Annotated in this window: 10 protein-coding genes and 8 pseudogenes; 8 read left to right on the plus strand and 10 right to left on the minus strand. The window is 69.1% G+C overall.

Annotation, left to right across the window (positions count from 1 at the left end; genetic code table 11):
• Positions 1-481 precede the first annotated feature (481 nt).
• Complete coding sequence (locus BFF78_RS01015) at positions 482-1,057, minus strand: CGNR zinc finger domain-containing protein (RefSeq protein WP_069776507.1); 576 nt, start codon at positions 1,055-1,057, stop codon at positions 482-484.
• A gap of 103 nt (positions 1,058-1,160) precedes the next feature.
• Here BFF78_RS01015 and BFF78_RS01020 point away from each other — a divergent pair, with 103 nt between their 5' ends.
• The gene (locus BFF78_RS01020; RefSeq protein WP_069776508.1) at positions 1,161-2,333 is read left to right on the plus strand and encodes an epoxide hydrolase family protein; all 1,173 of its coding nucleotides are present in this window, start codon (positions 1,161-1,163) and stop codon (positions 2,331-2,333) included.
• A 70-nt stretch (positions 2,334-2,403) separates the two neighbouring features.
• Positions 2,404-2,893 (plus strand): annotated as a pseudogene (locus tag BFF78_RS42340) (IS5 family transposase); the annotation flags it as partial.
• A 309-nt stretch (positions 2,894-3,202) separates the two neighbouring features.
• Here BFF78_RS42340 and BFF78_RS47655 read toward each other — a convergent pair.
• Together BFF78_RS47655 and BFF78_RS47660 are read right to left on the minus strand one after the other, a co-directional pair.
• Positions 3,203-3,646 (minus strand): annotated as a pseudogene (locus BFF78_RS47655) (DUF6009 family protein).
• Positions 3,647-3,775: 129 nt separating this feature from the next.
• Positions 3,776-4,257: pseudogene (locus BFF78_RS47660) on the minus strand (DNA primase); the annotation flags it as partial.
• A gap of 496 nt (positions 4,258-4,753) precedes the next feature.
• Between BFF78_RS47660 and BFF78_RS01035 the strand changes: the two are divergent.
• A complete protein-coding gene (locus tag BFF78_RS01035) occupies positions 4,754-5,407 on the plus strand; it encodes a class I SAM-dependent methyltransferase (protein ID WP_069776511.1) in 654 nt (217 codons plus the stop codon).
• A 61-nt stretch (positions 5,408-5,468) separates the two neighbouring features.
• Here the strand turns inward: BFF78_RS01035 and BFF78_RS47665 are convergent.
• Positions 5,469-5,907, minus strand: a pseudogene (locus BFF78_RS47665) (transposase); the annotation flags it as partial.
• Here BFF78_RS47665 and BFF78_RS42355 point away from each other — a divergent pair.
• Complete coding sequence (locus tag BFF78_RS42355; RefSeq protein WP_079161081.1) at positions 5,854-6,078, plus strand: hypothetical protein; 225 nt, start codon at positions 5,854-5,856, stop codon at positions 6,076-6,078. The pseudogene BFF78_RS47665 and the gene BFF78_RS42355 sit on opposite strands and share 54 nt — an antisense overlap.
• Before the next feature lie 62 nt (positions 6,079-6,140).
• Here the strand turns inward: BFF78_RS42355 and BFF78_RS01045 are convergent, their stop codons facing one another.
• Both BFF78_RS01045 and BFF78_RS01050 read right to left on the minus strand, forming a co-directional pair.
• Positions 6,141-6,341: a hypothetical protein gene (locus BFF78_RS01045; RefSeq protein ID WP_069776513.1), complete on the minus strand. Its 201-nt coding sequence runs from the start codon at positions 6,339-6,341 to the stop codon at positions 6,141-6,143.
• Between the two features lie 14 nt (positions 6,342-6,355).
• Positions 6,356-6,940, minus strand: a complete 585-nt coding sequence (locus BFF78_RS01050) for an ArsR/SmtB family transcription factor (RefSeq protein WP_069776514.1) — start codon at positions 6,938-6,940, stop codon at positions 6,356-6,358.
• Positions 6,941-7,433: 493 nt separating this feature from the next.
• Here BFF78_RS01050 and BFF78_RS01055 point away from each other — a divergent pair, with 493 nt between their 5' ends.
• Positions 7,434-8,555 (plus strand): alpha/beta hydrolase family protein, encoded by a 1,122-nt coding sequence (locus tag BFF78_RS01055; RefSeq protein ID WP_227025662.1) that lies wholly within the window; start codon positions 7,434-7,436, stop codon positions 8,553-8,555.
• Positions 8,556-8,587: 32 nt separating this feature from the next.
• On the opposite strand, the pseudogene BFF78_RS49955 reads toward BFF78_RS01055, so the two are convergent.
• Both BFF78_RS49955 and BFF78_RS49960 read right to left on the minus strand, forming a co-directional pair.
• Positions 8,588-8,677: pseudogene (locus tag BFF78_RS49955) on the minus strand (ISAzo13-like element transposase-related protein); the annotation flags it as partial.
• Between the two features lie 55 nt (positions 8,678-8,732).
• Positions 8,733-8,840, minus strand: a pseudogene (locus BFF78_RS49960) (ISAzo13-like element transposase-related protein); the annotation flags it as partial.
• 109 nt (positions 8,841-8,949) lie between these two features.
• On the opposite strand from BFF78_RS49960, the pseudogene BFF78_RS50450 reads away from it, so the two are divergent.
• Both BFF78_RS50450 and BFF78_RS01060 read left to right on the plus strand, forming a co-directional pair.
• A pseudogene (locus tag BFF78_RS50450) lies at positions 8,950-9,257 on the plus strand (winged helix-turn-helix domain-containing protein); the annotation flags it as partial.
• A pseudogene (locus BFF78_RS01060) lies at positions 9,247-9,718 on the plus strand (NF041680 family putative transposase); the annotation flags it as partial. The pseudogenes BFF78_RS50450 and BFF78_RS01060, both read left to right, overlap by 11 nt.
• Before the next feature lie 534 nt (positions 9,719-10,252).
• Here BFF78_RS01060 and BFF78_RS01065 read toward each other — a convergent pair.
• The gene (locus tag BFF78_RS01065; RefSeq protein WP_069783295.1) at positions 10,253-11,560 is read right to left on the minus strand and encodes an MFS transporter; all 1,308 of its coding nucleotides are present in this window, start codon (positions 11,558-11,560) and stop codon (positions 10,253-10,255) included.
• 424 nt (positions 11,561-11,984) lie between these two features.
• Here BFF78_RS01065 and BFF78_RS01070 point away from each other — a divergent pair, with 424 nt between their 5' ends.
• Positions 11,985-12,926, plus strand: coding sequence for a helix-turn-helix domain-containing protein (locus BFF78_RS01070; protein WP_069776516.1), 942 nt, complete (start codon positions 11,985-11,987; stop codon positions 12,924-12,926).
• A 254-nt stretch (positions 12,927-13,180) separates the two neighbouring features.
• On the opposite strand, the gene BFF78_RS01075 is transcribed toward BFF78_RS01070, so the two are convergent.
• On the minus strand, positions 13,181-13,531 hold the full coding sequence (locus BFF78_RS01075; protein WP_069776517.1) for a hypothetical protein: 351 nt from the start codon (positions 13,529-13,531) through the stop codon (positions 13,181-13,183).
• Between the last annotated feature and the right edge of the window lie 4 nt (positions 13,532-13,535).

Consider the following 13,535-nt stretch of genomic DNA (forward strand, 5'->3'; position numbering starts at 1 on the left):
GCCCTCTGCCTTGAGAGCCTCAGCACCGCCTTGTTCCAACGATCTGCCCCCCGCTGGTGACGACGTCCTCGATGACCAGCACCTTCCGGCCCGCAACCTCCGCACCCTCGGCCAGACGGCACGTGCCATACGGCTTGGCCTGCCTGCGCACGAACGCACAAGGAAGGCCAGTGTGTCGGCCGAGCGCGGCCACTACCGGGATGCCACCCATCTCCAGGCCGGCCAACACCTGTGTGCCTGACGGCACCAAAGGGGCCATCCGCCGGGCGAACTCATCCAGGAGAGGAGGCATGGATACGGAGGCCCAGATCAGAATGAGTCACAGGCAATCACTCTCCCAGCCACCTCACCTGACCAGCAACTGTCCCCCACGACTCCACTACAAGATCGTCCGGACCGGCGTAGTGGTGCCGTTTGGGGTGCACCCAACGCGACAGATGTGTCGCAGGTGTGAGGCCACTTGGATGTACCGAGGTAACGATCACTCTGCTGATCTGGGGTTTTTGCGCTGGTGGGCATTGAAGCGCGCTTTCTTCTGACGATTCCCGCACGTGTTCATGTCGCACCATTTGCGGGTGCGGCTTTGGCTCGTGTCGAAGAAGGCGGCTTGGCAGGTTGGTGAGGCACACAAGGCCAATTTTCCGTCCCGTTCGCCTGCGATGATGCTGATCGCGTCGGCGGCGATCACGCTGAGGGCGTCTTCCACGCAGGAAGCCGAGCTGAGCCGCCATTGCCGCTGGCCCTCGGGCGTCAGGATCGCTGCGGCCCGACCCTGAGCGCTGCAGTCATTGATGACTTGGACAGCAGATGCCGGAAGAGCGCCCTGGAGCGCGGCCGCTGTCGCGGCGGCGTGAATCGACTCCCTCAGTTCCCGAGCGAGGTCGAGTTGGGCAGTGGTGCAGGAGTCCACGGGGAGGCCGTTGACTGCCAGCCAGTCGACGAGTCGGTGCGGCGTGGGAATGCGCTCCACGGCGTTGCCGTGACGCTCCGACAGAGTGCCCGTGAAGCTGGTCGCCAGCACCTTACCGAGGCGGAAGTCGGGGAACGCAGCAGACATGGAACCACCTTAGCTGGTTGCAGCGTGGCTCGGAGAACTGCTAGAACCGTCTTAGCCGGTTCACGACAGGTCGTAGCCGGTGCCGCGATGGCCAGGAGGTCTCATGCCCCGTCCAACCAGCGACGTGCATGCATTTGAAGCCCACGCAACTGACGCTGACCTCGACGATCTGCGCGCGCGACTGGCCGCGGCGCGGCTACCGGAGGCCGAGACGGTCTATCGCGCCGCGCCCGACCCTCGCCGATGGGAACAGGGCGTTCCTCTCGCCGACCTCGTCGATGTCGTGAACTACTGGCGCACCGGGTACAACTGGCGGTCGTTCGAAGAGCGCCTCAACCGGATCGGCCAGTTCCGCACGACCATTGACGATCTGGGAATCCATTTCCTGCACCGCCGATCCGCGCGCGCAGATGCCACTCCTCTGATCTTGACGCACGGCTGGCCAGACAGCATTGCTCGGTTCATCGACGTAGTAGACGAGCTGGCAGATCCGAAAGATGCAGACGCACCGGCGTTCCACGTCGTGGTCCCGTCGCTACCGGGCTTTGGCTACAGCGACAAGCCGGCCACCACCGGGTGGGGAACCGAAAAGATCGCAGCCGCATGGGTGGAACTGATGGGAAGGCTCGGCTACAGCAAGTTCGCAGCCCACGGCGGCGACTGGGGAGGCAATATCACCACTGTTCTCGGCGGCAGGTTCCCGGCGCACGTTCTCGGCATCCACACAACGTTCGCGGAGGGGCCGCCCGGGTTGACAACGGACGGGCTGACGGCGGTCGAGCGCAAGTGGACCGAGGAGACCCGCGATTTCTGGCGCCACCGCGCGGCATACGCGAAGCAGCAGGCGACCCGACCGCAGACCATCGGCTACTCGCTCGTCGACTCACCGGTCGGGCTTCTTGCCTGGATCCTTGACAAGTTCGCCGAGTGGTCAGACACCGAAGACAGCCCGTTCGAGACGATTTCCAGAGACAGGGTTCTCGACAACGTCACCCTGTATTGGCTGACGCGGACCGGCGCATCGTCGGCCCGCATTTACTACGAAAGCCACAATTCGCTAGACCCCGAACTTCGGGTCGATGTCCCGTCAGCGATCAGTATGTATCCCCGCGACGTCGAGAAGTGTCCGCGCGCCTGGGCGCAGGAGCGGTACCGGCAGATCGTCCGCTGGAGGTCGCCCGAAACCGGGGGACATTTCCCGTCGCTGGAGGTTCCCGAGTATTTCGTCAAGGACCTGCAAGAGGGCCTCGCGGCAGCGCTGGCCGCTAATCGGTGAACGTGGCTGGGTGCCGGCACTCGATCACCGCCTGATCGGGCTCAAGGCGTTGCCCGACGGCTTCCAGACCGCACGCTCGGCGGAGAGGCAGGCCCTCGGTCGGTCCCGGGGCGGGCTGACCATCAAGGTCCACCTCGCAGTCGACGGCCGTGGCCTGCCGTTGTCGCTGGTCGTTACTCCCGGCAATGTGAACGACTCCGCAGTGTTCACTGCGGTCATGGACGCCGTCCGTGTTCTACGAGCAGGGCACGGACGGCCTCGCACCCGTCCCGAGCGGCTCCTTGCGGACAAGGCGTGCTCGTCCCGGGCCATCCGGGCCTGGTGCGCACATCGTGGCATCGCTGTGACCATCCCCGTCCAAGCGCGCTGACCAGGTGGCGAACCAGCTCCGCCAGGGCTCCCGAGGCGGCCGGCCACCCGTCTTCGACAAGGAGAACTACAAACACCGCAACGTCGTCGAACGCTGCGTCAGCCGACTCAAGCAGTTCCGCGCGATAGCCACCCGCTTCGACAAACTCGCGGCACGCTACCGAGCCGGATCCCACCTCGCCTCGCTCATTTCTCCGGCTCCGCCAGCGACCACCGTGATCATTGCCACACAGGGCCTAACTCCGGCCGGCCGAGTTCGGCAGGCACCCAGAGCATGTCGGCGGTCAGGCGACCCGGGTCGGCGTCGACGACACCTTCACGCCAAATCGCCTCAGGTTGGAAATGGGCAGGTCAAGCACACCTTCTCACTCAAGGGACTGACGGGACTGAGAAATCAGCATGCTCCGCGGCCGGGGCCAACGTGTTCCTTCGGTCCGCTTGCAGCCCTCTCGACATGTCAGTCCCGTCAGTCCCGTGATGCGCGGCGATGCCGATGTCGTTCACCGTCCGGCTGGCGCTATCCCCGCAGTCCGGCCTTTCTGCGACCACAGAGTCTCGGCGCCGACCTCGCCCGGCTCGACGGTGCGCGGGTCGACCACTTCGCCCGGGCGCTTACCGCGTACGGGTCCTGGGGCTCCTTGTCGCGGTCGTGGGGCAGGAGGCTCCTTGTCGCGGTCGTGGGGCAGGAGGCTCCTTGTCGCGGTCGTGGGGCAGGAGGAAGAACGCGCGGCAGGCGAAGAGCCCGGAGTCGGGATCGCTGGCCGGGCCTGGCTGGAGGTTGGTGTATCCGATCAGGCGTCCGTCGCGCGAGTAGCGGGGCTTGCCCTTGCGGGTGGGGACCTTGTCCAGGGCCTGCGGGACGTAGTCGAGGTTTTCCGGGTCCTCGCGAGCCAGATCACTTCGGCTTCGTCGGTGAGCTCGCTGTCTTGCAGCATCGAGCTCATAGTCGCAGACCCTCCCGTCCCGTAGGCCGGCCTCTGGCCGGAACGTGCGGCGCGCTTACCGCTGGTCGTCTGGTTCGGGCAAATACGCAAGAGTCCTGAGCTGGGTGCTGTTGGACTCTGTCCGGGGCGTCATTCATCGGGCTCTGTCCCGGTGTCGGCGAGGAGGGCCAGGCCGGGGTAGAGCTTGCGGTCGTCGTTCTTGATCATCTCTGCTGAGCAGGCCAGGCCGAGGTCTTGGCGGATGCGACTGGCAAACGCGCGGCTGCCCCCTTGGTGCACGGCTCGGCGATGAACCGGCCGATGTGGTCCTCGGTCTTGTCGTAGGCCTCGGTGGCCAGCCGTACGCTGGCCGGTCCGTGGAGCGGGTCCCTGGTGGCGAGGTGCTTCTGGGCGCCTTGGTTGAGCCAGTGCAGGATGCCGGGGCCCTTATCTCGGACGAGTTCGCGAGCCAGGTTGTCGATCTTGAGTTCGTCAGGGACCTTCTGCTCGAACGGGATCATCCTCGTGCGGCGCCAGAACGCGTAGCCGCCGGTGCTGACTTCGAGCCGGTGGTTTCCCGGGAGCCACAGCTTGTGGGTGGGGCTGAGGGTGAAGGAGGGTTGCGGTAGTTGACCTGATACCAGGCCGCGGCGATCAGCAGGCGGGCCAGGCCTTCCTCTTCATCATGAGCCCGGTCCATGGGCAGCTCGCGGTTGTCGAGTTCCAGGCGCAACACCGTCTCCGTGAGGCGTGCAAAGAGTTCTCCGCCCGGCGTGCATCCGCTGGCTCCCATCGGAGCGGTATTGGCCGGTGAGCCTGATGCCCTCAATGGCGACAGGGTCGACGGGCTCGGCAGCGGTGAACGCCAGACGCAGCCGGTAGTCGGCCGCCGTGCCGACGTTGCCGCCTCCGCGCCGGCACCGGGCCCCGGCAACAGGATGTGGCTGCCGCGGCCCGGACCCGGAAGCTCTCGTTCGTCGCGGCTAGACCCGTCCAAGCCCGCTATTGCCGTGGCCGCAAACGATCACCGGCGCGGTGTGACAGCTGGTGTCGGCAGCGGTGGATGTCGCGCAGGCAGGCTGAAGGTCGCGCCATGATCTGTCAGTTACCTGGTCTAGGGTCGCCCGCATGACTGAGCCCTCCTTTCTGACCGACGTCCGCGAGTCGTACGACACGATCGCCGCCGATTACGTCGAACGCGTCCCGCCTCCAGCCGAGATGGACCCGCTGTCACGCGCGATGCTGGCGGGGTTTGCCGAACTGGTGCGGACGGCAGGTCTGGGGCCGGTCGCGGACCTGGGGTGCGGCCCCGGACGCGTGACGGCGCACCTGGCCGGGCTGGGGGTGTCCGTCTTCGGCGTCGATCTGTCGCCGAAGATGGTCGGGCTGGCCCGGCACGCCTATCCGAACCTGCGGTTCACCGAGGGCTCGATGACCGCGCTGGAGATGAGGGACGACGAGCTCGGCGGCATCCTGGCCTGGTACTCCACCCATCACACGCCCCCGCAGTGGCTGCCGGAAGTGTTCGCCGAGTTCCACCGCACGCTCGCGCCCGGCGGCTACCTGCTCTGGGGAGACTATGTCGGCGATGAGCGGCTGCAGCCGACCCACGGCTATGGCCGTCCGGTGTCCTACGAGTCGTACCTCCTGCCCCTGGACCGCATGGTCGACCTGCTGGAGCAGGCCGGACTCGTCGTCACCGCGAGGCTGGAGCAGGAGCCTGGAGGACGGGTGAACAGACCGCACGCCTGCCTGCTGGCCCGCAAGCCCGAAACGCCCTGACGGGGCTCGTTCCCGGGGTGAGGCCGCTCGGCTGGACCGCCGACGATCACGGGGCGGGCGGTCAGACCGCAGGGCTGAGAGGGCGGCCTCCCCAGCGGATGCCCTTCTCTCTGCGAACACGGGCGCGTTCCCGGCGCTGCGCGGCCAGGACGCCTGGATGGCGGGCGTTCTGGTTGCGCCAGTGCAAGTAGTGATGCAGCGCGCCCTCGACCGGGTTCACCAAGGACGCGTTGGTCGGTGTGAAGCAGAGCTCGACCTTGTTCCTGGCCGCCCATCGGCGGATCTTGCGGCCTGTTGTGGGCGGAGAGGTTGTCGAGGATGACGTAGATGGGGGCGCCGTCCGGGCCGGCCGCCCGGATGCTCTCGAGCGCGGCGAGGCTGTGGTCGGTACCTTTGCGGCGCCGGTTGACGCCCCAGGGAGTGCCGTCGCCGACGGAGTAGCAGCCGTGGATGTAGCGCACTTCGCGAGTACGATGATAGGTCGCCGGCAAGCAGTCGGGGTTGCCCTGTTTCGCCCGCAGCGGATCGTGCGCCGGGGCAGCACCAGCTCGGTGCGTTACCGGCGCGCGAGAATGCTGCTGGCCTTGGCCGGCGGGAACCGCGTCACGGTGATCGCCCACTCGGTTCACAAGGAACGCGCCCGCATCCGCAGCGAGAAAGGCATCCGCTGAGGCGGACACCCTCTCCAAGCCGCAGCCTGACCAACCCCGGCGAACCTCCCCGGATAGAACGACTAGGGGACAGCGGCTGCCGTCTTGGGCGCGGCCGCCAGCCGCAGGCCGACCTCCACAAGGGTCCAGCCCAGGCGGGTACGGAGGTCCCGCCGGTGCCGGGCCGCGGCGGCGGCGGCGGCGGCGAGACGGTACGCGTCGGCTTCGGCACGGAGTTCGGCAGCGCGGACGTGGTGCAAGGCGAGGTGGGTCTCGGGGTGCATCGGGCTGCGGCCTCTCATTCCGTGGTGAGGGGGAACGCGCGTGTGTGGATCCGTACCTGGGCGGTGTTGGCGTAGTCCTCGTTGGCGGCCCGGTCGCGGTAGGTGTCGACGAGCGCGTGCATCTTCTCGACGAGTTCCCGGGTCAGCTCGGGCGTCAGTCGCAGCGTCGCGCTGTTCATGTCCCAGGTGCGGTTCCACTCCTCCGGCCATGCCTGGCGGTTGCCGAGCCAGGTCGACAGATCCCGGGTCTGGGTGGTCGCGACCTCGTGGAGGTATATGTCGGCGGCCCCACGTACGTCCGGGTTGGCATCCGTGAGTAGCGCGTCGTCGAAACGTAGGCCCTTGTGGACCGCCTTCCACCACCGCTCGCGCCCCTTGCCGCGCTCGGGGGCGTCCTCAATGAATCCGTGGGCCGCGAGCTGTCGCAGGTGGTAGCTGGTGGCGCCGCTCGACTCGCCGAGCTTTTCAGCGAGTTGGGACGCGGTGGCCGGCCCGCCGAAGCGCAGCGCGTCCAGCAGCCGCATGCGCAGGGGGTGTGCGAGTCCACGCAGGGAGCGGGCGTCGAGACTGCGGACCTGTGGATCCTGGGGCTCGTTCATGCGTACAAAAGTATCCATGCAAAGGATCCGTTGCAACATGTTCTTTGCAACGGATCCTTTGCAAGGCGACTGAGCCTGAGCCTTCCAGCAGCCGCCCTACCTCGCGGAGGTCGGCTCGATGGTGTGATGCGCCAGTCGCGTACGGCGCACTGCTCCCGGACGCGACGTACAGCTCTCCTGCTGAGGGGTAAGGGCGCAGGCGGACCGGACGGCCTACTTCCGCATGCCTGCCACTCCCGAAGACGCCAAAGTGGGTCACAACAGGCCTGTTGGAAGGGAGCAACCGCCCGTGGGGATCCCGAGCCCGTGTCAGTTCCTCAGGACAGGCACAGACAAAGGGCAGTGCCGGCCACGGCGCCCCCGACTTCGTACCGCAGCGGTCACGGTCGCACTCGCCACGGCAGCGGCGGGCTGTGCCGTCTTCCGCCCGACGGACCGCGCCGGGACTTCTCACGTGACGGCCGACCGGCAAATGGCACCCACCGTGACCGTGGTGAACCACACCTACCAAGTACCCGATCCCCTGCCGACCGCGGAACCGGGCACATTGATTGCGGCCACAGACCATGGCCCTGATGCGCGGCTGGAGAACGCGCGGCGCTGGACGGTGCTGTACCACTCCACCAACGCACGCGGCGCGCACGTTGCCGTCAGCGGCACCGTACTGCTGCCGTCGGGCAGCGCTTCCCAGGGAGGTTGGCCGGTGGTGTCCTGGGCGCACGGAACCACCGGTGTGGCCGACGGCTGCGCACCCTCGCAGTCCGCGAACCTGGGCTCGGAGGCCTTCGCTCAGGAACTGCGCGCGCTCCTACGCGCCGGGTACGCCGTCACTGCCTCGGACTACCCCGGACTCGGCACGCCGGGCCCGCACACCTATTTGGTCGGCGCGGACGAGGGCAACGCCGTGGCCGACATCGTCACCGCGGCTCGGCAGCTGGTGCCCGGCCTGGCGCCGGTGTGGTTCGCAGTCGGGCATTCACAAGGGGGCCAGGCCGCGCTGTTCGCCACCCACACCGAGCGCCGGACGACCGGCCAGCGCCTTGGCGCGGCGGTGGCCGTCGCCCCAGCCAGCCACCTGGAGGCAATGCTCGCGGGGGTGAAAGCCTCCCATGTGCCCAGCGAGCTGTCCTTCGCCTTCTACTCGCTCGTCGGCCTGTCAGCCACCGATCCGGGTGGCCCTGCGACGGATCTGCGTTCGCTGCTGGGGCCCTCGGCAGCCGCTGCGGCCTCCCGGGTCATCGCCGACTGCGTGACGCATAGCTCTCCCGTGCTCAAGGGGGTGAACACCGAGCGGATGCTGCCGCTGAAAGGGGATCAGCTGCGGCGCATGGGCGAGCGGATGGGCGCCTACGGCGATCCGGACCGCTCCGCCATCACCGTCCCAACACTCGTCATCCAGGGTGGCGCCGACCAGGATGTGCCGCCCGCCTGGACCGACGAGGTCGTGGCCCGTCTACGTCGCCTGGGCTCCCCCTCACTGGTCTACCGCGCCTACCCCGGTGCGGGCCACGATCAGGTCCTCGGCCAGTCCGTCTGCGATCTGCTGGCCTTCCTCCACTCCCACGGCGGAACCCGACCCGGTGCCTGCACCCCGCCCCCGAGCAGCCACGGTTGAACCGGTCGGGCAGGCCGCCGAAAACGGCCGCAGGTGTGGGTGGTGCCCGTAGCAATCCTGTTCACCGACGACGTCATGGCTGGTCAGAGGCTGCTGCCACGCCAGTTCATCGAGATGTGGCTCGGGTACGGCAGCCGCCGCCCCGGTGCCGGTGATCAGTATGGGTGGCGCACGGGCAGTCGTACCGACCCACCGCCTGCCACCGGCAGCGGACGGATTCCATGGCGAATGCTGCCGTGTCGTGACCGCACACGACGCTGACCAGCCGGTATCCGCGGCGAGGTCGCAGAATGCGAGGGTGGCCCTCCGTCGAGGGCCCCGGGTGCGCCACCCCGCGGTCGGCCTGGCTCCCGTCTGGCACAGCGAAGACATGGGTCAGAGTGGAGGCATCGATTTGGCGCGGTCAGCGCGGACGAGACAGGGGAGGGCCTGGCACGCCCGCTGGCGGGACGGCGGCGTAGAAGTTCTGTGTTCAAAGGGTCCGCCAGGGCAGCCTTCGCAGATGCAGCCGCCATTGGCGGGTCCGGCTGGCGGCCGAGCCGGAGAAGGGGCCGACTGCCCACGGTGGAAGACCAGCGGTAGACACCGGCCCGGGTGGCCACGGTGATCGCGCGACGTTTCCACGCTCTCTTCAGCACAGCGCAGACCTGGCGCACCCTGCACCAGATGGGCTGGACTGTGCAGGTCGCTGCCCGTCTGGCTCTGGTCACCGGCCACTGCATGTCGGCTGAGGGCGTAGAGCTGTGCTGGCAGGCGTTCCTGCACAGATTCGACCTGGAGCACACCTTCCGGATGATCAAGCAGACGCTCGGCTGGACCCGCCCCAAGCTCCGCACCCCCGAGGCGGCGGATCGGTGGACCTGGCTGGTCATCGCGCCCCACACTCAATTCCGCCCCCACCCGGCCGCTGGCCGCTGACCTCCGCCGCCCCTGGGAGAAGCCGGCCAAGCCCGGCCCGCTGACCCCCGCCCGGGTCCGCCGGGGGTTCAGGAACCTCCGCCCCAACTTGCCCTGCCCGGCCTGTGCTTGCTCCGAAACCCAACCGACCCGGCCCCGGCCGGCCGCGCGGCTCGAAGAACCGACACCCCGCCACCCGATACGACGTGGGCAAAACGGTCAGGCGACCCGGGACCATTGCCGAACGTGACCAGGCCAGACCATAAAGAACAACCTGAGTGAGGCCGCCGAGCGAACCGTCGCCCAGCACCGCCCTGCCTGCACGACCTGGTCCTTGAGGTGCCAGAGCCCGAACCGCAGCGGGCCCTGGAGGAAAAGGAATCCTGCTCGCCCTGGCCGACCGGCCACCGCTTCCCCGACCGCACCCGGGCCACGCACACGCAACCGTCCGAGCACTCTTGCGGACAGAGAGCTTTGGATTTCCCCACCCGGTACTCAGCGGGTCACCCAACCTGCTCACCCTGATTCCCCACCCGCATGGGTCGGCCCGTGTCGCGCAAAGTAGTTGTTGTGCGGCACTCAGCCCGCGCTGTCGGCCACGCCGTCCTCGGCGCGGATGCGATGGGCGCTGGAGAGCGAGAAGCGTCTTCTGACCGAGGCGATGACGAGCTGCGCCCGTACTGCCCTGCTACAGCGAGGGAGGTTCACCCCCCGAACTGCGTGCGGCGGTACGGCGCAACGAGCTCGTGTTCGTGGGCCTGGAGCCGCTGTAGGCGGCCGGGTGAACCCGATCGAGGGGGTCAGCCGCGGGGCAGGAGGAGGCGGGACAGGGCGGCGGTGGCGAGGAGGAGGGCGGCGACGGCGAGGAGGCCGATGCGCATCCCCGGGAGGGAGAAGCCCCCGACGGGTCCGGAGAGCAGACTGCCGAAGAGGGCGACTGCAAGCGCACCTCCGGTCTGACGGAATGAGTTGAGCAGCCCCGACGCGGTCCCCGCGCGCTCTCCCGGGACGGCGTCCATCAGCAGCGCGGTCAGCGCCGGCACCACGAGCGCCCCGCCGACGCTCAGCGGCAGCAGCAGGACCAGCACCAGCCACACCGGGGTGTGTGCGGCCAGCGGCAGCATGGCCAGCATCGCTCCGGTGAAGATCAGCTGGCCGGCGACGATCACCGGCCGCCGCCCGATCCGCTCCGACAGCCTCGGCGAAACCAGGTTGGTCGCCGTCACCACCGCCGACATAGGGACGAACATCAGCCCGGCCGCGATCCCCGACATCCCGCGCAGCTGCTGGTAGTACAGCCCGAGGAGGAAGATCCCGCCGTAGAAGGCCGCGTTGACAGCGAAACCGACCGCCAGCGGGACGGCCACCCGGTGGTCCGTCAACATGCCCAGCGGAACCATGGGCTGGCGGTGCCGGGCCTCCACCGCGCGGAAGGCGAACCCGGAGGCGACGGCGAGCGCGGCGGCGAGCAGCACGGGGCCGCTGGTCCAGCCCAGGTGGCCGCCCTCGATCACCGCGAAGGCCAGACCGGCGAGGGCCAAGACGGCGGTGAGCTGGCCGCCGCCGTCCACCGCGGCGGGCCGGCTCGCGGAGCGCGGAACCCGGACCAGCAGGCCCAGAATCACCGCGCCCACGGGAAGGTTGATCAGGAAGACCGCCCGCCAGCCGGCCGACTCGGTGAGCAACCCGCCCAGCACCGGCCCCGCGGCCATCGCCACCGAACCCCCGACCGTCCACAGCGCGATGGCGCGGGCACGCGCCCGGGCGTCCTCGTAGGCCTGCCGGATCAGAGCCAGTGAGGCCGGCATCACGACCGCGGCGGCGCCGCCCTGCGCCACGCGCGCGCCGATCAGCACGCCGATGCCGGGCGCCAGGGCGCAGCCGAGGGAGGCGAGGGTGAACAGGGCCACGCCCCAGGCGTAGGCACGGCGCGCGCCCGCACGGTCGGCGAGGGCTCCGGCGGACAGCATCAGGGCCGCAAACATCAGGGTGTACGCGTCCACCACCCACTGCAGTCCGGTCATCCCGCCGTTCAGGGACTTCCCTATCGCGGGCAGAGCGATGTTCACGGCCGAGACGTCGATGGTGATCACCGTGAAGCCGAGCAGCGAAGCCACCAGCGCGATGCCGCCACGCCCCGGCGCGGTGAAGCCGTCGGCGGGCGGCGCGGCTGGTCGGGACCGGTGCGGCTGTCGTCGCCGGAGCGTGGGCGCAGACGACTGCTGACCGTGCCCGTGGGTGGGTGTGGTGGACGCGGACGTGGCAAGGACAGGGACGGATCGCACTATGAACTCCTTGGTGAGCAAAGGGAACTGACTGCAGATCGGAGAGAGTCGGCGGGCGGCCTCAGCCTGCCGGGGCCGCGGTCCTGTGACTCGCACCCCCTGGGCTCCGGCGGCCGGGCCGCCCGCTGCGGGAACAACTCTCCGCCCTCACGTGGGCGCCTGGCAGACCGGGCCGTTCCCGGGGTGCGGCGTTCCAGGTCCTGACAGGGCCCCCCACCTTCCCGGTCCGCCTGCCACAATGGGCCGAATGGCAGCAGCAGACGCACGAGGCACCGAGCTCGGCAGATATCTCAAGGCCCGCAGGGCGCAGGTCAGGCCGGAGGACGTCGGCCTTCCGGCCGGCGCGGGACTGCGCCGTACTCCCGGACTGCGCAGGGAGGAACTGGCCGCGCTGGCCGGAGTGAGCGTCGACTACTACATCCGGCTGGAGCGCGGCCGGGAGACCAACCCCTCCCCCGCCGTCGTAGACGCCCTCGGCCGCGCCCTGCGACTGCGCGGCGACGCTTACGAACGTCTGCACGAACTCGCAGAGTTGGCCTCCGGCCGGATCGGTGAACTGCCCGCATCCGCCGATCATGCCGTCCGCGCCTCGGTGCTGAGGATGCTGGAGTCGGTGCGTCCGCTCCCCGCCTACGTGGTGAGCCGCTACAACCGCATACTGGCCGCGAACCCGCCCGGCCGTCGGCTGCTGCCCGGGCTCTGGGACTGGCCGCAGGACCAGCGCAACCTGACCCGCTATCTCTTCCTTCACCCGGTCGGCCGGACGCTCTATCAGCCGTGGGAGGAGACGGTCGCGCTCTCGGTGGCGCATCTGCGGGCGGTTGCCGGAGCCGATCCTGATGACCCAGAGCTGACCGCGCTCGTCGGTGAACTGGTGGTGAAGTCACCGGAGTTCGCGCGGCTCTGGGAGCGGTACGACGTCTGCGAACGCGGCGGAGGGCAGAAGTCCTTCCGGCATCCGAGGGTCGGACCGATGACCCTGACCTACGAGGTCATGCAACTGGCCCGGACGGGCGGCCAGCGAATGGTGGTCTACCAGGCAGCCCCGGGCACCCCGGACGAGACGGCCATGCTCCGCCTGGACTCCGCGGGCCCCCGACCGGAGTCGGTACCCTCGGACCATCCGGAGCCAGCCGACGCGCCATGCCCCGCCAGCACGCTTTCTCCGGCCCGCGCCTCCGCCAGCTGATCCTGGACTCCTCGTCCGCCTCGCCCCGCACCCGGCAAGCCATAGCGTCCAGCGCCGAGAACGCCCGGAATCACCAGGCCCGGCCTCGACCGGCTCAGGCCGGGATGAAGCCGAGTCTGTCGGCTGCCTGTCCGGCGGTCAGCCGTCGGCGCGGGTGTCACCGGGTTTACCGTAGGCGACCGGATGCTCGCACACGAGGCCCCGCTGCCCTGGGGAAGCGACTTCTGGGCCGAACGCGTTCTGATCAACGCGGATCACACGGCAGCCTGCCCACCCGGGCTGGACGCCGTGCACGCGGCGGCGCTGCCGGTCAACGGGTCCCCGCGGTGCAGGCCCTGGAGAAGCCCGCCCCGACCCTGCCGAGGTCGCCCGGGCCAACGGGCGTTCCGGATGGTGCTACCCGTTGCGTTCAGCAGCCCGGCCAGATGGGTGGGCGCCTCTGTGAGATCGGTGCGGATCGGCTGCTCATGGGGCAGCAGGTGCCGCTGTCTGCCGAGGACGGTCACGGTGGCGCGGATGCGGGCGCGGGCCTCGCGCAGGGATACGCCGTACTCGCTGAGCTTGGCATTTAACCTCTGGGCCTCTGAGGTGACGTGCCCGATCATGGGT

Origin of the sequence: Streptomyces fodineus, from assembly GCF_001735805.1 — a bacterium.
Classification (GTDB): domain Bacteria; phylum Actinomycetota; class Actinomycetes; order Streptomycetales; family Streptomycetaceae; genus Streptomyces; species Streptomyces fodineus.